Raw genomic sequence first — 20,658 nt, 5'->3', positions numbered from 1 at the left:
CCCCGGTAGATCCACTTCTCGACGCGCCAGTGCCGGTCGGAGGAGAAGACCCTGGCCATGTAGTTGCCGAGGGGGACGTAGGCGAGCGCCAGTGCGGCTATGAGGGCGAGCAGCTGGAGGACGCCGGCGAGTACGGGACCCATTGCAGCTCTCAGAACCTCTCCGGGAAGACAAGGGCGAGGACGAGATAGCCCAGCAGGGCGACGGCCACGACGAGGCCGACGATGTTCTCGGCGGTCACAGCTTCGCCACCCCCTTGGCGATGAGAACCACCAGCGCGAAGGACGCGACCGTGGTGACGACGAAGGCCAGATCGGCCATCGTGAGCTCCTGGAGTGAGGTTCGGACGGTCAGGGACGCTTAGAGGAAACCGCCTTCCTGACCGGAAAAGACCGTCGTTGACGGGTCCCTTACGGGGCTCTGCGCGGCTTTGACGGATCCCATACGCCCAGGTGAGGCCGGTCTCCGTCACGCCGCTGTCCGTCGGTCGCCTCAGCGCGTCCGGCACCGCAGCCGGCAGATGACCGCGTCCGTCTCCCGCCGCACGGCGTGCGCCACCACGGCGCCCCGCTGGTTCTGGAGCAGCCGCTGCCACACCCGCTCCGGCTCGGTCTCCGGGATCAGCACGGTGACCCGCGTGGCCGGCTCCGCCGCCCTCACCTCACGGACGTAGGCGGCGATGGGACGGCCCAGCGAGCGACGCTCGCAGTTCAGCCGGACCAGCGGCACGCCCGGGTCCCACTCGGCCCAGCCCAGTTCCAGTGCGTACAGCGCGGCCCGGTCCTCGGCGTCGGGGTGGCAGACGGTGACCGCGCGGACCTCGTCGCCGAGGGAGGCGGCGGCGGTCAGGGCCTCGGAGGTCAGCCGGGACAGCGAGGAGACCGGGACGATCACGAGGGAGCGGTCCCGGTGCGGCGCCTCGGGGACTCGGCCGAGGCCGAGCCGGTCACCGATGCCGGCGTAGGCCCGGTGCACGGCCTGGAAGGCCAGCACCAGCAGCGGCAAGGTGATCACGATCAGCCAGGCGCCCTCCTGGAATTTGGTCGCCGTGACGACGACCGCGGAGACGCCGGTGAGCAGGGCGCCGAAGCCGTTGAGCAGGGCCCGGCCAGGGGCGTGCTGCTGACGCCAGTGCCGGACCATGCCCACCTGCGCGATGGTGAACCCGACGAACACGCCGATGGCGAACAGCGGCACCAGGGTGTTGGTGTCACCTCCGGAGAAGACGAGCAGCGCGGCGGAGACGACGGCCAGGGCGAGCACCCCGTGCCGGTGGACTTGGCGGTCGGCCTTGAGGGCGAAGACGTGCGGGAGGTAGTTGTCGCGGGCCAGCAGCTTCAGCAGCACCGGGAGGCCACCGAAGGAGGTGTTCGCGGACAGGGCCAGCAGGATCATCGTGGCGAACTGGATGACGTAGAAGGCCCAGTTGTGGCCGAGGGAGGCGTCCGCGAGCTGGGCGAGGACGGTGACACCCTCGACCGGCTGGAGATGGAAGCGGGAGATCAGCACCGACAGCCCGATCAGCAGCACGCCGAGCACCGCGCCGAGCGCGACCTCGGCGTGTTGGGCGCGCTTGACGCGCGGGGTCCGGAAGGCGGGGACGGCGTTGGCGATGGCTTCGACTCCGGTGAGGGCACTGCAGCCGGAGGCGAACGCCTTCAGCAACAGCAGCGCGCCGACGGTCGTGGCGTTGTCGGTGAGCACCGAGGCGTGCCCCTCGGCGGCGGCGGTGCTGACCGGCGCGGACCGGAAGAGGCCGACTCCTATCAGGACGAGGATCGAGCCGACGAAGACGACGGTCGGCGCGATGAACGCCCGCGCCGACTCCACGATGCCGCGCAGATTGACTCCGGTGATCAGCACCAGCACGCCGAGGCACAGCCACAGCCGCTCCGCGTAGAGCCCCGGGAAGGCTGAGGTCAGGGCGGCCACACCGGCGGTGACGGCGACGGCCACGTTGAGGACGTAGTCCAGCACGAGGGAGGCGGCGGCCACCAGGCTCGTCCGGGTGCCCAGATGCCTTTTGGCGACGGCGTACGACCCGCCGCCGTCCGGGAAGGCCGCGATGACCTGCCGGTACGAGGCGACCAGTACCGCCAGCAGGGCCGCGATGGCCAGCGTGACCGGCAGGGTGAAGCCGAGCCCATGGGCGCCGGCGGCGGCGAGGACCAGCACGATCGCCTCGGGCCCGTAGGCCACCGACGCCATGGCGTCCAGGGACAGCGCCGCCAGACCCGTGACGGCGGTGAGGCGATGGCGCTCGCCGGTGTCCGGCGGTTCCTCGCCGGCGGGGACGGCGTCCGGTTCGACGGTCAGCACGGACATGGACGGGTGCTCCTTCGTACGACGTTCGGGCCTTCAGGTTGGGTCCGGTCCGGTGAACGGCCGGCCTCTTCTTGCGCGTTCTTCGCGCCGATCTGGCCGACCCTGACGCGGCCTTGACGGGGCGCATCCCACGGCCCCGCTGCCAGGGCGTCAAGAAGGGGTGACGCCCCGTCAGGGTCGTGTCAAAGGTGTGCGGGACGGACGCGGCCGGTCCCTACCGTCAGCCGCATGGAACACAGCGAACTCACTGGCACTCCGGAACGACAGCGGGGCCAGGTGGTGGAGGACAGCCAGTGGGCACCCGACCTGCTCGACTCCGTGCGCTGCTCGGCCGCACTGCTCGGGCTGCTGCTGCTCGTCGGCAGGCTGGCCGGCGACCTCACGCCGTGGCGCACCGCCCTGTGGGTCGCGCTCTCCGGGCTGCTCTTCGGCGTGCTGTGTCCGGCGCGGATCACCGCGGGTGAGGGCTGGCTGGAGACCCGTGGGCTGCTGCGCACCCGGCGGGTCCGTACCGACCTGCTGGTGTCGGTGCGCTGCTTGGACGGGGTCGCCCAACGGCTCGTGCTGAGGGACGCGTTCGGCAACCGGGTCGAGCTGGACCCGCAGGTCCTGATGAACAACCCCGATCTGTGGCTCCGGCTCGACGAGGACGCCCGGCGATCCGTGTCCGCGGGCTCGCTGCTGTGCGGGGGCACGGCACTGCGTCGTATCGCCGAACGCATCGACCGCGAGACCGCGCGGACGGTGTTCAAGGTCTCGGGGCTGCGGTAACGATCCGCTGCCCGAGCACCACACTTCCCGACGACGCGCTCCAGGAATGACGCTGGGTGCCCGCCCCCGCGCCCCGGCGCCCTGCCCCCCGTACAGGGACAGGGGCCGCCCCGGACACCCGTAAGGCCCCCTGCCAGGTACACCTCGTACGGCGACCGGCCAGTCTTAACGGAAGCTTGACGCCGACAGCCCCCTCATCCGTGGGCCCGGGCGTCACTCTCCGCTTACGCTGGTGCCGCCACCGCGTGATGGCCGAAAAGCACACGCTGACCTGCGCATCAGGAGTCCCCCCATGGCCGTCACGGAGCAGCCCCCGCCCAGTCGCCTGCGCGCCTGGATGCTGGAGGGCCTGTCGGAGATGGGCAAGGGCTACGGACCCCAGGGCCCGCACGCCGAACCCGAGCCGGCCCACAAGGGTCAGCCCTGGTACCGGGTGATGTGCCTGACCGGCGTCGACTACTTCTCCACCCTCGGCTACCAGCCCGGCATCGCGGCCCTCGCGGCCGGCCTGCTGTCACCGATCGCGACCATCGTGCTGGTGATCGTCACCCTCGCCGGCGCCCTGCCCGTCTACCGGCGGGTCGCCGAGGAGAGCCCTCACGGCGAGGGCTCGATCGCGATGCTGGAACGGCTGCTGTCCTTCTGGAAGGGCAAGCTGTTCGTCCTCACCCTGCTCGGTTTCGCCGCCACCGACTTCCTGATCACCATCACGCTCTCGGCGGCGGACGCCTCGACCCACCTGGTCGAGAACCCGCACCTGAACGACGCCCTGCACGACAAGCAGCTGCTGATCACCCTCATCCTCGTCGCGCTGCTCGGCGCGGTGTTCCTCAAGGGCTTCCTGGAGGCGATCGGCGTCGCCGTCGCCCTGGTGGGGACCTATCTGGCGCTGAACGCGGTCGTCGTGGCGGTAGGCATCTACCACGTCGTCACCGAGGGACATGTCGTCACCGACTGGACCGACGCCCTGACCGCCGAGCACGGCAACGTCTTCGTCATGATCGGGATGGCCCTGATCGTCTTCCCGAAGCTCGCCCTCGGCCTCTCCGGCTTCGAGACCGGCGTCGCCGTGATGCCGCACGTCAGGGGCGACGAGGGGGACACCGAGGAACATCCCAGGGGCCGAATCCGGGACACCAAGAAGCTGCTCACCGCGGCCGCGCTGATCATGAGCTGCTTCCTGATCTGCACCAGCTTCATCACCACGCTGCTGATCCCGGAGAAGGAGTTCGAGGAGGGCGGCCAGGCCAACGGCCGCGCGCTCGCGTACCTGGCCCACGACTACCTGGGCAACGCCTTCGGCACGGTGTACGACGTCTCGACCATCGCCATCCTCTGGTTCGCCGGCGCCTCCGCGATGGCGGGCCTGCTGAACCTGATGCCCCGCTATCTGCCGCGCTACGGCATGGCCCCGCACTGGGCCCGCGCGGTGCGCCCGATGGTCATCGTCTTCACCCTGGTCGGCTTCCTGGTCACCTGGATCTTCGACGCCGACGTCGACGCGCAGGGCGGCGCCTACGCCACCGGCGTCCTGGTGCTGATCAGCTCCGCGGCCATCGCGGTGACCATCGCGGCCCGCAAGGCGGGCCAGCGGAACTGGACCATCGGCTTCGCCGTGATCTCGGCCGTGTTCCTCTACACGACGATCGTGAACGTCATCGAGCGTCCGGACGGTGTGAAGATCGGCGCCTGCTTCATCGCGGGCATCATCCTGATCTCGCTGCTCTCCCGGCTGCTGCGGGCCTTCGAGCTGCGCGTGACCAGCGTGACGCTCGACGACATGGCGGAACGATTCATCCGTGACATGGCCAGCCGGAAGATGCGGTTCATCGCCAACGAGCCCGACAACCGCGACCTGGCCGAGTACCGCGACAAGATCGAGCAGATCCGGCAGGACAACGACATCCCGAGCTCTGAGGACTTCGTCTTCGTCGAGGTGACGGTGACCGACCCCTCGGAGTTCGAGGCAGGTCTGACGGTCCGCGGCGAGGTCCTGCACAACCGCTACCGCGTCCTGACCCTGGAGTCCTCCTCCATCCCCAACGCCCTGGCCGCCCTGCTCCTCCACGTCCGCGACACGACGGGCTGCACCCCGCACATCTACTTCGAGTGGACCGAGGGCAGCCCCTTCGCCAACTTCCTCCGCTTCTTCCTCTTCGGCCAGGGCGAGGTCGCCCCGGTGACCCGAGAGGTCCTGCGCGAGGCCGAACCGGACCGAGCCCGCCGCCCACGCGTCCACACAGGCTGACAGGCGGACCGGAGCATCGCCCCGGCGTCCACGCCGAATGACCTGGTCGCCGGCCCACCCCCACCCCACCCGCACAGGCCGACACCGTGCCCGGAGGCACCACCCCCGAGCCCGCACAGCCCGACACCGCGGCCCGGACGCACCACCCCCACACCCGCCCGGCCGGCCGCGTGAGCGGGACGCACCGCCCCACCCCCGCCCGGGCCGACGCCCTATCGTGATCGGCATGCAGTCCTACACGATCGGCCAGGCCGCCCGGCTCCTCGGCGTTAGCCCGGACACCGCCCGCCGCTGGGCGGACGCGGGGCGGGTGGCGACCCACCGCGACGACAGCGGCCGACGGCTCATCGACGGGCGGGACCTGGCCGCCTTCTCCGTGGAACTCGCCAAGACGGCGACCGCGCCAGACGAGGAGGCCCCCTACACCTCCGCCCGCAACGCCTTCCCCGGCATCGTGACCGCGATCAAGCTCGGTGACGTGGCGGCCCAGGTCGAGATCCAGGCGGGCCAGCACCGCCTCGTCTCCCTGCTCACCCGCGAGGCCGTGGAGGAGCTGGGCCTGGAGGTCGGCATGGAGGCGACGGCCCGCGTGAAGTCGACAAACGTACACATCGACCGAACGTAGGCGCAGACCGCCCCGAGGCAGCCAGCATGGCGACGCAAACTCACACATACCCGGCATAATCCCCCCACCCGACTACCGTGGGACGCCCCATCCACCGCCCCCGAAGGCAAGGCGCCCCATGCCCCAGAGACTGAGCATCCGAAACCAGCTCCCCGGCACCGTCACCACCATCACCCCCGGCGAGGTCATGGCGACGGTCAGAGTCGTTCTCTCCGGCGGTCACAACATCACCGCCGCGATCACCAGGGAGGCCCTCGACGACCTGGCCCTCGCCCCGGGCAGCGCCGTACGCGTCCTGGTGAAGTCCACCGAGGTCGCCCTCGCCACCGCCCCCGTCTCGGGAGTGTCGATCCGCAATCAGCTCCCGGGCAACGTCAGCACCGTCAGTACCGGCCCCTCGATGACCGCCGTCAAGATCACGGTGACCGGCGGCGAACTGACCGCCGCCATCACCACCGACGCGGCCACCGCCCTGGTCCTGACCCCCGGCGCCCCCGTCGTGGCCCTCATCAAGTCGACCGAGATCGCACTGGCGACCCCGTAGGACAACCGCAGGAAATGAAGCAGGGGCTCCACCCGAGCCGTAAAGCCCGGGCGGAGCCCCTCACGCGCTACCTACGCCGAATCAGTCCTCGTACGCGTCCAGCGGCGGGCACGAGCACACGAGGTTGCGGTCACCGAAGGCCTGGTCGATACGGCGCACCGGCGGCCAGTACTTGTCCGCGGCCGAGACACCGGCCGGGAACACGGCCTCCGTACGGCTGTACGCGTGCTCCCACTCCCCGCCCAGCGCGGCGGAGGTGTGCGGAGCGTTCCGCAGCGGGTTGTCATCCGCGGCCCACTCCCCGGCACCGACCTTCTCGATCTCCGCGCGAATCGCGATCATCGCCTCGCAGAACCGGTCCAGCTCGCCGAGGTCCTCGGACTCGGTCGGCTCGATCATCAGCGTGCCGGCCACCGGGAAGGACATCGTCGGCGCGTGGAAGCCGTAGTCGATGAGCCGCTTGGCCACGTCGTCGACGCTCACCCCGGTCGCCTTCGTCAGCGGCCGCAGATCGATGATGCACTCGTGCGCGACCAGACCGCCCGGCCCGTTGTAGAGCACCGGATAGTGCGGCTCGAGCCGCTTGGCGATGTAGTTGGCGGACAGCACGGCCACCTGCGTGGCCCGCTTCAGCCCCTCGCCGCCCATGAGCCGGACGTACGCCCACGAGATCGGCAGGATCCCGGCCGAACCCCACGGCGCCGCCGAGATCGGCCCGACCCCGGTCTCCGGCCCGGCGGCCGGCTGCATCGGGTGGTTGGGCAGGTACGGCGCCAGGTGCTCGCGCACCGCCACCGGACCGACGCCCGGACCGCCGCCGCCGTGCGGGATGCAGAAGGTCTTGTGCAGGTTCAGATGCGAGACGTCACCACCGAAGTGCCCCGGCTTGGCCAGCCCCACCAGGGCGTTGAGGTTGGCGCCGTCGACGTAGACCTGCCCGCCCGCCTCGTGCACCTGCGCGCAGATGTCGGCGACGTGCTCCTCGAAGACACCGTGCGTCGAGGGGTACGTGATCATCAGCACCGACAGCTCGTCGCGGTACTGCTCGATCTTCGCCCGCAGGTCCTCGACGTCGATCTCGCCGTCCCCGGCGGTCTTGACGACGACGACCTTCATCCCGGCCATCACGGCGCTGGCGGCGTTGGTGCCGTGCGCGGAGGAGGGAATGAGGCAGACGGTCCGCTGCTCGTCCCCGTTGGCGCGGTGGTACCCGCGTACGGCGAGCAGACCGGCCAGCTCACCCTGCGACCCGGCGTTGGGCTGCAGCGAGACCTTGTCGTAGCCGGTGACCTCGGCGAGACGCTCCTCCAGCTCACGGATCAGCGTGAGGTAGCCCTCCGCCTGCTCGGCGGGGGCGAAGGGGTGCAGCTGCCCGAACTCGGGCCAGGTGACCGGCTCCATCTCGGTCGTGGCGTTGAGCTTCATCGTGCAGGAGCCCAACGGGATCATGCCGCGGTCGAGCGCGTAGTCACGGTCCGCGAGGCGGCGCAGGTAGCGCAGCATCGCGGTCTCGGAACGGTGCTCGTGGAAGACCGGGTGGGTCAGGTACTCGTCACCGCGCAGGGCCTCCTGCGACAGCGCGTCCTCGACCTCGGCGTCCAGCGCCTCGATGTCCCCCTCGACGCCGAACGCGCTCCACACGGCGGCCAGCTGGGCCCGCGCGGTGGTCTCGTCGCAGGCGGCGGAGACGTGGTCGGCGTCGACGAGCCGCAGGTTGACGCCGTTCTCGCGAGCGGCGGCGACGACCTCGGCGGCCCGCCCGGGAACCCGCGCGGTGACCGTGTCGAAGAAGGAACCGTGCACGACCTCCACGCCGCCCGCGGTGAGCCCCGCGGCGAGGATCGTGGCGTACCGGTGCACGCGCCGGGCGATGCTCTTCAGCCCCTCGGGGCCGTGGTAGACGGCGTACATCCCGGCCATGACGGCGAGCAGCACCTGCGCCGTGCAGATGTTGCTGGTCGCCTTCTCACGCCGGATGTGCTGCTCACGCGTCTGGAGCGCGAGCCGGTAGGCCCTGTTCCCGTCCGCGTCCACGGACACGCCGACGAGCCGTCCGGGCAGGCTGCGCGCGAACTTCTCGTGCACGGCCATGTAGCCGGCGTGCGGTCCGCCGAAGCCCATCGGAACACCGAAGCGCTGCGTGGTGCCCACCGCGATGTCCGCGCCCAGCTCACCGGGGGACGTCAGCAGCGTCAGCGCGAGCAGATCGGCGGCGACGGTGACGAGCGCGCCGAGCTCATGGGCCTGCTCGATGACGGCCTTGATGTCCCGTACGGCCCCGGAGGCGCCGGGGTACTGGAGGAGTACGCCGTTGATCTCGCGGGAGGCGATCTCGGCCGGGATGCCCGCGCTGAGGTCGGCGACGACGACCTCGACGCCGGTCGGCTCGGCGCGGGTCTCGATCACGGCGATGGTCTGCGGCAGGACGTCCGCGTCGACCAGGAAGAGGCCCTTCTTGTTCTTGCCCATGCGCCGGGACAGGGCCATGGCCTCGGCCGCGGCGGTCCCCTCGTCGAGCAGGGAGGCACCGGAGGTGGGCAGCCCCGTGAGGTCGGCGACCGTGGTCTGGAAGTTCAGCAGCGCCTCGAGCCGCCCCTGCGAGATCTCCGGCTGGTACGGCGTGTAGGCGGTGTACCAGGCCGGGTTCTCCATCACGTTCCGCAGGATCACCGGCGGGGTGAAGGTCCCGTAGTAACCGAGTCCGATCATGGAATCGAGGACCTGATTACGGTCGGCGAGCGACCGCAGCTCGGCCAGCACCTCGGCCTCGGTACGCGCTCCCGGCAGATCGAGGGAGTCGGCGTTCTTGATCACGTCCGGCACCGCGGCGGCGGTGAGCTCGTCGAGCGATCCGTACCCGACCTGGGCCAGCATCTTGGCCCGAGCCTCGTGGTCAGGGCCGATATGACGCTGCTCGAAGGGAATGCCCTGTTCGAGCTCTGCGAGCGGAATGCGGTGGGCGGTCATTGCGGAGGCCTCCTGGTCTGACGCGACCTGCGAGGGGTACCACGGCGCGGGTACCCGGACGGCCTCCCCCTCTGTCATCTCAACCTGAGAGCTTCACCGGGGCCCGAGGGCACCCGGCTTTCACCGTCGGTGAGAGCGGAAGCCGTTGACACCCGCTCTGCTTTCCAGAGTGACCTCGTCCGTGCGGTACGTGGGCCTGAGAGATTCCGGGGAGGATTTGCTCCTTCGGCGCCTCCGATGATGTCTGGAGGACTCTCCCGCACGGGGTCAGCAGCCGCTGCCAGGGTACCAGCGAGGTCAACGACCGGGCGTTCGAGTGGCCGCTTCACCCAATGTGCTCTTTCGTAGTGCTTACGGATGAGTTGCGACCAAGTGGAGGGCCCGTGCAGACCGACATCGATCCGCGCAACCTGATCGGCCGCAAGGCGTTCGACCGCAACGGCACGAAGATCGGCACGATCGACGAGGTCTACCTCGACGACGCGACCGGAGTACCGGAGTGGGCCGCCATACGCACCGGCCTCTTCAGCAGGGACGCCTTCGTCCCCCTGGAACCCAGCAAGCTGATCGAGGGCACCCTGCACGTCCCCTTCGAACGCGCCCTGATCAAGGACGCCCCCGACTTCGGAGTGGGCCGCCACCTCTCCCCCGAACAGGAACTCCAGCTCTACCACCACTACGGCCTGGACATCGCCCCGCCCCCATCCCCGGACCACGACTTCGGCAACTTGGCAGGCACGGAAGACGCGGACACATGACTCCGCTGCCGGGCAGCGGCGGGCGGTCGTGCCGCTGGGGCGGCCCGCGCAGCCAGAGAAGCGGCACCCCGCGAGCGCGGGCGAGCACCAGCCCCCTCCGACCTCACCCTCTGGTCACGCCCCGACCCCGTCCACCGGCACATCGGGTCTGACCGACACCAAGGGCAATGGCTCCGCGACCGAGAGCTCCGGATCGTCCACCCGAAACGTCCGCACCCTCCCCGGCTCGGATTCCGGCGTCTCGAACCGCACGGTCACCCGCCCCAGCCCGCTCCCCTGCACCCATCCGTGCCCGAACTCCGCATGCCGCACGTCATGCCCCGCGACCCACCGCCGCTCGGCGGCCTCGACCACCGCCGAGCCCGCAGCCTCACTCCCCGCGTCCCCCTCCTCCGCCCCGCCCTCCGTGGCCAGCTCCCCCGCGGCCTGCGCGAACAGGTCCTCCTGCGTGTAATCAGCGAGCCCGCTCACCCCCACCCCCAGCAGCCGCACACCCCCCGTGGTGTCCACCGACTCCAGCAACCGGGCAGCCGCCTCCCGCACCACCGAAGGATCGTCCGTGGGCCCCCGCAAGGTCTCGGACCGCGTCAGCGTCGAGAAGTCGTACCGCCGCACCTTCAGCACGATCGTCCGCCCTGACAGCCCGGCGCCCCGCAGCCGCCGCACACACCGATCAGCCAGCCGCTGCACCTCGAGCCCCACCCGCACCCGGTCGTGGATGTCGACGTCGTACGTGTCCTCCACGGACACCGACTTCGTCTCCCGCTCGGCCACCACGGGCCGCTCGTCCCGGGCCAGCGCCATCGCGTACAGCGCGTGCCCATGCGCCTTCCCGAGCAGCCGTACGAGCTCGTCCTCCCCCGCCTCGGCCAGCTCGTCGACCGTATGGATCCCGGCCCGCCGCAGATGGTCCCCCGTGGCCGGCCCCACCCCCGGCAGGGTCCGCACCGACATCGGCCCGAGCAGCGCCCGCTCGGTCCCCGGCTCGATCAGCACCAGCCCGTCCGGCTTGGCCTGCTCCGAGGCGATCTTCGCGAGCATCTTGGACGCCGCGAGCCCCACCGACCCCGTCAGCCCCGTGACGGCCCGTATGTCGGCGCGCAGCTTCACGCCCGCCAGCCGCGCCGACTCCGCGTCCCAGGCCGCTCCCCCGGCCTCCAGATCCACGAAGGCCTCATCCAGACTCAGCGGCTCCACCAGTGGCGACAGGGCCCTGAGCAGCCCCATGACCTGCTCGCTGATCGACCGGTAGAACCCGAAGCGCGGCACCAGATACGCGGCGTTCGGCGCCAGCCGCCGCGCCTGCGCCATGGGCATCGCCGAGTTCACCCCGAAGACGCGGGCCTCGTACGACGCCGTCGCCACCACCCCACGCGGCCCGAGCCCGCCGACGATCACTGCCTTCCCGCGCAGACTCGGCTTGGACGCCTGCTCCGCCGAGGCGAAGAAGGCATCCATGTCGAGGTGCAGGATCGTCGGGGCGCTTCTCACATCTCCGATGCTGCCCTACGCCACTGACAATGCCCCCGGAGCGCGACCGCCCGGCTTTCAGCCGCCTGGCGATCAGACCACCCGGCGCTCTCAGACCGCCCGGTTCCGCCGCCGCGCCAGCTCGTCCGCCGGATTGTGGCCGACGAGCGTCTCGCCGGTGTCGATCCGCTCCCCGTGCAGCTGGGACAGCGCGCTCTCGACGTCCCGCCACACCACCCCGACCGCGATGCCGAAGATGCCCTGACCGCCCTGGAGCAGCGCGTGGACCTCGTCGGGCGAGGTGCACTCGTAGACCGTGGCACCGTCGCTCATGAGCGTCATCCGCTCCAGATCACGAAAGCCCCGCTCCCGCAGATGCTGCACGGCGGTACGGATGTTCTGCAGCGACACCCCGGTGTCCAGGAACCGCTTGACGATCTTCAGGACGACGACGTCCCGAAAGCTGTACAGGCGCTGCGTCCCCGACCCGTACGCGGGCCGCACACTCGGCTCGACGAGCCCGGTGCGCGCCCAGTAGTCCAGTTGCCGATAGGTGATGCCGGCGGCCGCACAGGCCGTCGGCCCGCGGTAACCGATCTGCTCCGACGCCATGGACGTCGCCCCTCCGCTGCTCGGCACGGCCGCCGGTCGCTGCGGAGCGTGGTCGGCCGCGCTGCCGTGAAGCGGGTACGGACCGCTCTCCCCGAGACTGCGTCCGGGGGCACCCCCAGCCGTACCGTCGCCGCTGCTTCTCACGCCGACCTCCGTCCTTGACCTGCCTTCTCGACGGTAGGCAGTCACCAGGGGTGCGTCAACGATCGCCACACTCGGCACGCCGAGTGATAATCACCCTAGGAGTGGTTTCCCGTACCCAACCGCGGGGAAAGGCTAGCCGAATGCACTGGGGCCGGGCCGCAGGACGCTCTCACTCGCCGCTGGCAATTGCCGCGGCCCGAGCCGTCGGCCGCCCCTGACCGCCCCTCGCGAACCGCTGGTCAGCCGGGGCGCCCGGGCGCCTCACTGGCTGCTGGTGCCGAAGTCCTCGGGCGAGATCTGGTCGAGGAACTCGCGGAACTTCTCCACCTCGTCCTCCTGCTCGTCGGGGATGGCGATGCCGGCGTCGTCGAGCACTCCGTCGCTGCCGTAGATCGGCGTTCCGGTGCGCAATGCCAGCGCTATGGCATCGGACGGGCGGGCGCTCACCTCGACGCCGCTGGCGAAGACCAGCTCCGCGTAGAAGACGCCTTCACGCAGGTCGGTGATGCGCACTTCGGTGAGCTCCTGGCCGACGGCCTCCAGCACGTCCTTGAACAGGTCGTGGGTCAGCGGTCGTGCGGGGGCCATGCCCTGCTGGGCGAAGGCGATGGCCGTCGCCTCCCCCGGCCCGATCCAGATGGGGAGGTAGCGGTCGCCTCCCACTTCGCGCAGGAGCACGATCGGTTGGTTGGAGGGCATTTCGACCCGGACACCTACGACATCGAGCTCGTTCACACAGCAACCCTAGGCCGTGCTCGGGATGTTTGGGTAGTCGGGCAGGAAACGGGCGGCCGATCCGGCCCTCCGCGCCCTCCGGCTCAGGGCAGCCGCACCCCGAGCGCGGTCTTCACGAGCGCGGCGTGCAGCTTCACCGTGAGCCCCGCCAGCTCCTTCGTACGGGCCTCGGCCAGCGCCCTGGTCTGCGGGTTGCGGTGGCGCCTGAGCGGCGCCACGACCTGGTCCACGAGCCCGGCCTCACGGTCCGCGGCGGCCTTCATGACACGCAGATGGCGCGGCTCGATCCCGAACCGCCCCAGTTCGGTGACGAGAGCGGCCACGGTGACCGCCTCGGCGTCGTACGCCCCGTCCGGCAGCGGCGCGATCAGCCCGTACGACTCCCACTCCTCGAGTTCCCGCTCATCGATCTCCGCGGCGGCCAGCAGCTCGCTCCGCCCGATCCGAGCGGCCGTGGGGGCCTCGGAGAGCTCCGGGCCGCCCTCACCGTCCCGCTGACGGCCCACGGTCGGCAGGGGTACGGCCTCTCCGCGCTCCATGGCGTCCAGGTGCTCCCTGATCACCTTCAGGGGCAGATAGTGGTCCCGCTGCATCCTCAGCACATGGCCGAGCCGCTCGACGTCACCCGCGCTGAACTTGCGGTACCCCGACGGGGTCCGCCGCGGCTCGACAAGGCCCTCGGACTCCAGGAACCGGATCTTGGAGATGGTGACTTCGGGGAACTCGTCGCGCAGCACGTTCAGCACCGTGCCGATGCTCATCAGCCCGCTGTCCGTGGCGGCGGTGCCGTGTCCGGCACCGCCGCTCGGTGTATGAAGCATGGACCTTCTCCGGGGGAGGGTCAGTAGCCTCGCTGGCTCGCGTAGAAGACCAGCCGGTACTTGCCGATCTGCACCTCGTCACCGTTCGACAGATCGACCTGGTCGATGCGCTCGCGGTTGACGTACGTGCCGTTCAGACTGCCCACGTCGGCCACCGTGAACGAGCCGTCCGGGCTCCGGCGGAACTCCACGTGCCGACGCGAGACGGTGACGTCGTCCAGGAAGATGTCGCTCTGCGGGTGACGGCCAGCGGTCGTCAGGTCGCTGTCCAGCAGGAAGCGGCTGCCCGAGTTCGGCCCACGGCGCACCACCAGGAGCGCGGAGCCGAGCGGCAGCGCCTCGACGGCCGCCTGCGCCTCGGGGGACAGCGCCGGGATCGGCGTCTGCCCGGTGGCCTCGGCCTCGTAAGCCTCGAGACCGGAGATGGAGATCGTGGACGTGGTCTCGGACGGACGCTCGGGCACGGCACCCGCCCGCAGCGGAGCACCGCAGTTGGAACAGAAGCGACTGTTCTCCGCGTTGCGGTTACCGCACCTCGTGCACACCAGGGCCGACATGGACGGATCCTCCTGCCGCGGCTGCCCCGCCGGGGCATTGGACGCGTACGGGTCGGCGGAGAACCCTCCACCCGTACTTGAGGTTGACGGTTGCCCGAAACCTATGCCTCCGGACTGGGCAGGGTCAACAGACGGCGCGCCCTGACCTCCGGAAATGTCCCCGCCCGGACCACCGACCTGGTCCCGGAACAGCGGCCGCTGGCCCTCTGCGTCAGGCTGCGCGCGGTGACGAGCAGTGGCATTTTCGTTGCCCTGCCGCGCGCTCTTGCCGAACAACTTCGCAAACAACTTCACGGGCGATTCCCCTTGACTGAAACAGACCCGCCCGTGGGGCAGGACGAACCCTGACTGCACACTCCGGCCGACCCGGACATCCTCACAACGTCCGTATCCACCAGACAGTTTCCACCACGCACCACCCATTCGGTGCGCCGACCCCCCGCAACCTCATGCCCTCGCCGGACGTCCCCCATGCACCGCCGATTCACTGCGAGGACGACCGAGCGTAGTCAGGCCGCTCCGCGGCTCGCAAGGCGTCCACAACGATCTTGTCCGACCGCTCGACAGTCACGGTGGCCTGCTCCTTCTCGAGAGTCTGCACCACGCCTCCAGGGATGTTGAGCGCCGGTTCGAGATCCTGCGGCTTGCCGATGACCTTGAAACGATAGGGCGCGTTGATCTTGTTCCCGTCGACGCTCACGGAGTTCCCCGAATCCGTCAGATAGGTACCCGCCACCACGCGTACCCCGTTCACCTGGATCGCCTCCGCGCCGGCCGCACGCAACTCCTGAATGGCGTCGAGCAGCATGTCCGCCTCGACCGTCCCCTTCGTGTCGTCGATGGTCACCGTGATGCCGGGTCCCTGCGCGGCCACCGTGCCCGCCAGAATGCCGAGTTGCCGCTCCTTCTCGACGGTCTGCCTGCGAGCCTCCTCGGCCTGGTTCGAACTGTTCTCCAGTTCGTCCCGCTGCTTCTCGAGTCCCTGCTTCTCGTCCTCAAGACGCTGAGTACGGTCGTCCAGTTCATCGAGGATGCGGACAAGATCCTCCTGGCGTGCGCCGCGCAGGGCGTCGTCCCCGTCACTGTTGGACGCGACCTGCACCGCCAGACCGAAGCCGAGGCCGAACAGCAGCAGGGCGACGATCAGTTGGGCCCGGGTGACCCGCGGCGGCCACAGCCCCTTGGCGAGCCGCTGGCGGCCGGTGAGCTCGGTCTTGGCCTCGGGCGCCGGCGGCGCTGTCTCGGACACCGGGGGCGGGACCTCGTCGGGCAACTGCTTGCGGAGTCCGGTCTCGGGCGTCTCGTCCTGGTTGCTCATCGCCCTCACGCCCGGAACACGTGCCGTCGGATCGCCGCGGCGTTCGAGAAGATACGGATGCCGAGGACCACGACGACACCGGTGGACAGCTGCGCCCCCACGCCCAACTTGTCGCCCAGGAACACGATCAGCGCGGCCACGACCACGTTGGACAGGAACGAGACCACGAAGACCTTGTCGTCGAAGATGCCGTCGAGCATGGCCCGCAGACCACCGAAGACGGCGTCCAGCGCCGCGACGACGGCGATCGGCAGATAAGGCTCGACGACCGCCGGAACCTCAGGCCGGACCAACAGGCCGGCCACGACTCCCACGACGAGGCCCAGTACGGCGATCACGATGTGCCCTTCTCGGTGTTCTCGGTGTTCGGCTTTGCTGTTCGTACGGTCACACTGGGTGCGGCGGGCAGCCGGAGATCGTCCTCCGTGGAGATGGCGGTCCGGATGCCGAAGCTCTCCTGCAGGGCATGCAGATACAGCCCGTCCGCGCTGTCCTGGAACCTGCTGCTCAGCTGCTCCCCGTCCCCCACCGCGAGCACCGTGTACGGCGGCACCAGCGGCTTGTTGTCGACCAGTATGGCGTCACCGGCTGCCCTGATCGCCGACAGCGCCGTCAGCCGCTGTCCGTTGATCGAGATGGCCTCGGCCCCCGACTCCCACAGCCCGTTGACCACCCGCTGCATGTCCCGGTCCCGGACCCGACCGGTGTCGGAGAACCCGGTGGTCTCGCGCGGGTCCCCGTCACCGCCCCCACTGGAGTCCTTGGCGTCGTTCACGACCAGTTTCACGCCAGGACCGTGCACCTCGAGGGCTCCGGCGAGGATGCCCACCAGCTCGGCCTGCTCACCGCCGCTCTCCTTGAGTGCCTCGCGCTGGCGCGCGCTCACGTCGTCACGCAGCTTGTCGACACTGTCCTCGAGCTTGTCCGCGGCCTCGGTCTCCTGATCGATCCGGTCGATCAGCTCCTCGCGCTCCTTCGCCACCACGGGAGCCGCGACCCGCGCCTGAGCCGCACCCACGGTGACGACCAGAGCCGCGAGCACCAAGCCGGCCGCGAGCCCCAGCTTCGCCCGGAGCGTCTTCGGCAGGCCGCCGTCAGCGGCCTTCTTCCGGGCCGCCGCCTCGGCATAGCCGTCGTCGAGGCTGTGGTCCATGACGTTGGTGAGCAGCGACATGGAGGCGTCCGGGCGCGACGGGCGCGTAGGAGTGCTCCGAACGGGGGGCTGCTGCGGCATGCCGCACATCGTCGCACGTCGCGCGCAGTACCTCCGAATGGCCCCACCGGCGTGCCGGACAGGCCCCCTTGGGGACACTTGTCCGGCACGCGCGCGTAGTGCCCGTTTCAGCGACCGGCGCTGTCCACCACCGCCGACCACTCGTCGAGCAGCGCCTGCGCGGAGGCGTCGTCCGGACCCTCCGCCCACAGGTGGGTGACCGCCTCGGCCGGGTCCGGCAGGACCATCACCCAGCGCCCGTCGGCCTCCACCACGCGTACCCCGTCCGTGGTGTCCACGGACCGGTCTCCGGCCGCCTCCACGACCCGCCGCATGACGAGCCCCTTGACCGCCCACGGAGTCGCCAGATCGCGCTTGAGGACATGCGCACGCGGAATCCGCGCGTCGATCTGGCTGAGGGTGAGCTGCGTCCGGGCCACCAGACCGATCAGCCGTACGAAGGCCGCCGTACCGTCGAAGACGCTGCTGAACTCCGGGACGATGAATCCGCCCTTGCCGTCACCACCGAATATCGTGGTCTCGTCACGCCCGACCCGGGTCAGGTCGTCGGGCGAGGTCGTCGTCCACTCCACCTGCGTCCCGTGGTACGCCGCCACCTGCTCGGCGATCCTGGTGGTCGTCACCGGCAGCGCCACGCGCCCGCTGCGCCGCTCCGCGGCGACCAGGTCGAGCATGACGAGCAGCGCACGGTCGTCCTCGACGATCCGCCCCTTCTCGTCGACCAGCGACAGCCGCTCACCGACGGGGTCGAACCGCACGCCGAACGCGGCCCGCGCGGAAGCGACGATCTCGCCGAGCCGCACGAGACCCGAGCGCCTGGCGTCGGCCGTCTCCGTGGGCCGGGACTCGTCAAGACCGGGATTGATGGTCAGCGAGTCGACACCCAGCTTCCCGAGCAGGCTCGGCAGCACAAGCCCCGCGCTCCCGTTGGAGGCATCCACGACGACCTTGAGCCCCGACTCGGCGATCCCGGTCGTGTCCACGTTCCGCAGCAGCGAACCCGTGTACGAATCGAAGACGCTGGCCGGGAAGTGCAGGTCCCCGATCTCACCCGGGAACGCACGCCGGTACTCCTGACGCGCGAACACCCGGTCCAGCTTGCGCTGACTGCCCTGCGACAGATCGGCGCCCCGCCCGTCGAAGAACATGATGTCCACGGAGTCCGGCACACCGGGCGTCGTCCGGATCATGATCCCGCCGGCACTCCCGCGCGCGGTCTGCTGCCGAGCCACGGGCAGGGGAACGTTCTCGAGGTCTCGTACGTCGATGGCGCTCGCCTGCAACGCGGAGATCACCGCCCGCTTGAGCGCCCGCGCACCACGGGAGTGGTCACGGGCCGTGGTGACGGTCGACCCCTTCTTGAGGGTCGTCGCATAGGCACCGGCGAGGCGCACGGCCAACTCCGGCGTGATCTCCACATTCAGGATGCCCGACACCCCTCGGGCGCCGAAGAGATGCGCCTGGCCCCTGGACTCCCAGATCACCGAGGTGTTGACGAACGCACCAGCCTCAATGATCTTGAACGGGTAGACCCGCACATTGCCCTGAATGATCGACTCTTCACCGATGAGGCACTCGTCGCCGATCACGGCGCCGTCCTCGATCCGGGCCGCCCGCATGATGTCGGTGTTCTTTCCGACCACACAGCCCCGAAGGTTGCTGTGCTGCCCCACATACACGTTGTCGTGCACGACGGCCTTGTGCAGAAAGGCCCCGCTCTTCACGACCACGTTGGAGCCCACGACGGTGTGCTCACGGATTTCGGCGCCGGCCTCGACCTTGGCGTAGTCCCCGATGTAGAGGGGGCCTCGCAGAACAGCGTCAGGATGCACCTCGGCACCCTCCGCCACCCACACACCAGGGGAGATCTCGAACCCGTCGAGGTCGACGTCGACCTTGCCCTCCAGGACGTCGGCCTGCGCCTTCACATAGCTCTCGTGAGTACCGACGTCCTCCCAGTAGCCCTCCGCGACATACCCATAGATCGGCTTGCCCTCCTTCATCAGCTGAGGGAAGACATCGCCGGACCAGTCGACGGACACATCGGCCTCGACATAGTCGAAGACCTCGGGCTCCATGACGTAAATACCGGTGTTCACCGTGTCCGAGAAGACCTGGCCCCAGGTCGGTTTCTCAAGGAAACGCTCGACCTTGCCCTCTTCGTCGACGATGGTGATGCCGAATTCCAGAGGGTTCGGCACGCGCGTCAGACAGACGGTGACGAGCGCGCCCTTCTCCTTGTGGAAACGGATCAGATCGGTGAGGTCGAAGTCGGTCAGGGCATCGCCGGAGATCACCAGGAAGGCATCGTCCTTCAACGCCTCTTCGGCGTTCTTGACGCTTCCAGCGGTACCGAGGGGCTTCTCCTCGTTGGCATAGCTGAGCTCCATTCCGAGCTCTTCGCCGTCGCCGAAGTAGTTCTTGACCAAGGAGGCCAGGAACTGGACAGTTACGACGGTCTCGTTCAGCCCATGCCTTTTGAGCAGCCGCAGAACGTGCTCCATGATCGGCCGGTTGGCCACCGGCAGGAGCGGCTTGGGCATGCTTGAGGTCATGGGACGAAGGCGCGTGCCTTCGCCTCCGGCCATCACGACGGCCTTCATGTCGGAAGCGTCCTCCTCAAAGAGACGACGGTCTAGCCGACTTCACCCGTCCAGATTGTCCCGCACTTTTCTGCCGCGGGCCAACGAGCCGCTGGATCGCATCGAGGGCGGGTTCAATCGGCCATGGCGTCCGCACGGACCAGTCGGCGGACCTGTACCACGTAGAGGACTCCTGCCCACCAATAGAGCGTTGTACCCCATCCGGCGAACGCCCATCCGAAAATAGCAGCAAGTGACGGGAGCCACCCGCTCCCATCGCTGAGCAGGAGCAACGGGAAGGCATACATCAGGTTGAAAGTAGCCGCCTTCCCCAGGAAGTTCACCTGGGGCGGCGGATAGCCATGACGCCTGAGGATGCCCACCATCACCAGCAGAACCAGCTCGCGGGCGAGAAGTGCGGCAGTCAGCCAGATCGGCAGAATCTCGCGCCAGGTCAGTCCGACCAAAGTCGAGAGAATGTAGAGCCGGTCTGCTGCCGGGTCCAGAAGCCGGCCGAGGCTGCTGATCTGGTTCCAACGCCTGGCGAGCTTGCCGTCCAGGTAGTCACTGATCCCGCTCAGCATCAGCACCAGCAGGGCCCAGCCATCGCTCTTCGGGCCGCCGAACTCGGGCCAGAGGATCAGCCACAGAAACACGGGCACACCAACGAGCCGAGCCATGCTGAGGATGTTGGGGATGGTGAGGACCCTGTCCGTCTGGACACGGGTCTCCTGGACCTCCACCCGGGGGCCTCCTGAAGGAAACGTGCGAACGATGCCCCCTGACCCTACCTCAACGCAAAAAAGCTCTGGCCCCTGGGCAGTATGCCCAAGAGCCAGAGCTGTAAAAGGAGTTCGGCGGCGTCCTACTCTCCCACAGGGTCCCCCCTGCAGTACCATCGGCGCTGTAAGGCTTAGCTTCCGGGTTCGGAATGTAACCGGGCGTTT

The 20,658-nt window shown here is 69.4% G+C and carries 18 protein-coding genes, 1 rRNA gene and 1 riboswitch; of the genes, 5 read left to right on the top strand and 14 right to left on the bottom strand.

All coding sequences use genetic code 11. From position 1 onward, the window contains the following. Positions 1 to 151: 151 nt before the first annotated feature. Together kdpF and AC068Z_RS42170 are read right to left on the bottom strand one after the other, a co-directional pair. Positions 152 to 241, bottom strand: coding sequence for a K(+)-transporting ATPase subunit F (gene kdpF / locus AC068Z_RS42175; RefSeq protein WP_033264828.1), 90 nt, complete (start codon positions 239 to 241; stop codon positions 152 to 154). Between the two features lie 251 nt (positions 242 to 492). Further along, positions 493 to 2,325, bottom strand: a complete 1,833-nt coding sequence (locus AC068Z_RS42170; protein ID WP_478569080.1) for an APC family permease — start codon at positions 2,323 to 2,325, stop codon at positions 493 to 495. A 228-nt stretch (positions 2,326 to 2,553) separates the two neighbouring features. On the opposite strand from AC068Z_RS42170, the gene AC068Z_RS42165 reads away from it, so the two are divergent. The 4 genes from AC068Z_RS42165 to AC068Z_RS42150 all read left to right on the top strand — a co-directional run bounded on the left by AC068Z_RS42165 (position 2,554) and on the right by AC068Z_RS42150 (position 6,513). Beyond that, a complete protein-coding gene (locus AC068Z_RS42165; protein ID WP_478569077.1) occupies positions 2,554 to 3,096 on the top strand; it encodes a hypothetical protein in 543 nt (180 codons plus the stop codon). A gap of 292 nt (positions 3,097 to 3,388) precedes the next feature. Beyond that, the gene (locus tag AC068Z_RS42160; RefSeq protein WP_478569074.1) at positions 3,389 to 5,344 is read left to right on the top strand and encodes an APC family permease; all 1,956 of its coding nucleotides are present in this window, start codon (positions 3,389 to 3,391) and stop codon (positions 5,342 to 5,344) included. Between the two features lie 226 nt (positions 5,345 to 5,570). Continuing rightward, positions 5,571 to 5,969, top strand: coding sequence for a TOBE domain-containing protein (locus AC068Z_RS42155; RefSeq protein WP_478569071.1), 399 nt, complete (start codon positions 5,571 to 5,573; stop codon positions 5,967 to 5,969). 118 nt (positions 5,970 to 6,087) lie between these two features. After that, positions 6,088 to 6,513 (top strand): TOBE domain-containing protein, encoded by a 426-nt coding sequence (locus AC068Z_RS42150; RefSeq protein ID WP_478569068.1) that lies wholly within the window; start codon positions 6,088 to 6,090, stop codon positions 6,511 to 6,513. An 81-nt stretch (positions 6,514 to 6,594) separates the two neighbouring features. Here the strand turns inward: AC068Z_RS42150 and gcvP are convergent, their stop codons facing one another. Beyond that, entirely contained in the window at positions 6,595 to 9,480 is a 2,886-nt protein-coding gene (gcvP, locus tag AC068Z_RS42145) for an aminomethyl-transferring glycine dehydrogenase (protein ID WP_478569065.1), read from the bottom strand. A 174-nt stretch (positions 9,481 to 9,654) separates the two neighbouring features. Continuing rightward, positions 9,655 to 9,750, bottom strand: a riboswitch (glycine riboswitch). Between the two features lie 113 nt (positions 9,751 to 9,863). Here gcvP and AC068Z_RS42140 point away from each other — a divergent pair. Then, entirely contained in the window at positions 9,864 to 10,238 is a 375-nt protein-coding gene (locus AC068Z_RS42140; protein ID WP_478569062.1) for a PRC-barrel domain-containing protein, read from the top strand. 114 nt (positions 10,239 to 10,352) lie between these two features. Here AC068Z_RS42140 and AC068Z_RS42135 read toward each other — a convergent pair whose 3' ends face one another. The 11 genes from AC068Z_RS42135 to rrf form a co-directional block, all read right to left on the bottom strand. Further along, positions 10,353 to 11,729, bottom strand: a complete 1,377-nt coding sequence (locus tag AC068Z_RS42135) for a DNA polymerase IV (RefSeq protein ID WP_478569059.1) — start codon at positions 11,727 to 11,729, stop codon at positions 10,353 to 10,355. Positions 11,730 to 11,819: 90 nt separating this feature from the next. Further along, positions 11,820 to 12,464 carry a MerR family transcriptional regulator gene (locus AC068Z_RS42130; protein WP_478569056.1) on the bottom strand — a complete coding sequence of 215 codons (645 nt, stop codon included), beginning with the start codon at positions 12,462 to 12,464 and terminating at the stop codon, positions 11,820 to 11,822. Between the two features lie 261 nt (positions 12,465 to 12,725). After that, positions 12,726 to 13,199, bottom strand: coding sequence for a bifunctional nuclease family protein (locus AC068Z_RS42125; protein ID WP_004002801.1), 474 nt, complete (start codon positions 13,197 to 13,199; stop codon positions 12,726 to 12,728). An 83-nt stretch (positions 13,200 to 13,282) separates the two neighbouring features. Next, entirely contained in the window at positions 13,283 to 14,020 is a 738-nt protein-coding gene (gene ftsR / locus AC068Z_RS42120; RefSeq protein WP_478569053.1) for a transcriptional regulator FtsR, read from the bottom strand. Between the two features lie 20 nt (positions 14,021 to 14,040). Next, positions 14,041 to 15,000, bottom strand: a complete 960-nt coding sequence (locus AC068Z_RS42115) for an FHA domain-containing protein (protein WP_478569050.1) — start codon at positions 14,998 to 15,000, stop codon at positions 14,041 to 14,043. Positions 15,001 to 15,061: 61 nt separating this feature from the next. Beyond that, positions 15,062 to 15,895 (bottom strand): DUF881 domain-containing protein, encoded by an 834-nt coding sequence (locus tag AC068Z_RS42110; protein WP_478569047.1) that lies wholly within the window; start codon positions 15,893 to 15,895, stop codon positions 15,062 to 15,064. Positions 15,896 to 15,900: 5 nt separating this feature from the next. Then, positions 15,901 to 16,233 (bottom strand): small basic family protein, encoded by a 333-nt coding sequence (locus AC068Z_RS42105; RefSeq protein WP_003988855.1) that lies wholly within the window; start codon positions 16,231 to 16,233, stop codon positions 15,901 to 15,903. After that, a complete protein-coding gene (locus AC068Z_RS42100) occupies positions 16,230 to 17,129 on the bottom strand; it encodes a DUF881 domain-containing protein (RefSeq protein ID WP_478569044.1) in 900 nt (299 codons plus the stop codon). Before AC068Z_RS42100 ends, AC068Z_RS42105 begins: the two co-directional genes overlap by 4 nt. Positions 17,130 to 17,236: 107 nt before the next feature. Further along, the gene (locus AC068Z_RS42095) at positions 17,237 to 19,732 is read right to left on the bottom strand and encodes a sugar phosphate nucleotidyltransferase (RefSeq protein WP_478569041.1); all 2,496 of its coding nucleotides are present in this window, start codon (positions 19,730 to 19,732) and stop codon (positions 17,237 to 17,239) included. 113 nt (positions 19,733 to 19,845) lie between these two features. After that, a complete protein-coding gene (gene clsA, locus AC068Z_RS42090) occupies positions 19,846 to 20,454 on the bottom strand; it encodes a cardiolipin synthase ClsA (protein ID WP_478569038.1) in 609 nt (202 codons plus the stop codon). Between the two features lie 109 nt (positions 20,455 to 20,563). Beyond that, positions 20,564 to 20,658, bottom strand: a 5S ribosomal RNA gene (rrf, locus tag AC068Z_RS42085); the annotation flags it as partial.

The organism is Streptomyces sp. NPDC043726, from assembly GCF_056436565.1.
Note: the sequence above shows the minus strand (reverse complement) of the source record. Positions and strands in the feature narration are given on the sequence as shown.

Bases quoted from the DNA above. Each gene is read 5' to 3' on its own strand.
- AC068Z_RS42170 (WP_478569080.1), bottom strand. From the start codon at position 2,325: ATGTCCGTGCTGACCGTCGAACCGGACGCCGTCCCCGCCGGCGAGGAA.
- AC068Z_RS42165 (WP_478569077.1), top strand. From the start codon at position 2,554: ATGGAACACAGCGAACTCACTGGCACTCCGGAACGACAGCGGGGCCAG.
- AC068Z_RS42160 (WP_478569074.1), top strand. From the start codon at position 3,389: ATGGCCGTCACGGAGCAGCCCCCGCCCAGTCGCCTGCGCGCCTGGATG.
- AC068Z_RS42155 (WP_478569071.1), top strand. From the start codon at position 5,571: ATGCAGTCCTACACGATCGGCCAGGCCGCCCGGCTCCTCGGCGTTAGC.
- AC068Z_RS42150 (WP_478569068.1), top strand. From the start codon at position 6,088: ATGCCCCAGAGACTGAGCATCCGAAACCAGCTCCCCGGCACCGTCACC.
- gcvP (WP_478569065.1), bottom strand. From the start codon at position 9,480: ATGACCGCCCACCGCATTCCGCTCGCAGAGCTCGAACAGGGCATTCCC.
- ftsR (WP_478569053.1), bottom strand. From the start codon at position 14,020: ATGCTTCATACACCGAGCGGCGGTGCCGGACACGGCACCGCCGCCACG.
- AC068Z_RS42115 (WP_478569050.1), bottom strand. From the start codon at position 15,000: ATGGGTGGTGCGTGGTGGAAACTGTCTGGTGGATACGGACGTTGTGAG.
- AC068Z_RS42110 (WP_478569047.1), bottom strand. From the start codon at position 15,895: ATGAGCAACCAGGACGAGACGCCCGAGACCGGACTCCGCAAGCAGTTG.
- AC068Z_RS42100 (WP_478569044.1), bottom strand. From the start codon at position 17,129: ATGCCGCAGCAGCCCCCCGTTCGGAGCACTCCTACGCGCCCGTCGCGC.
- AC068Z_RS42095 (WP_478569041.1), bottom strand. From the start codon at position 19,732: ATGAAGGCCGTCGTGATGGCCGGAGGCGAAGGCACGCGCCTTCGTCCC.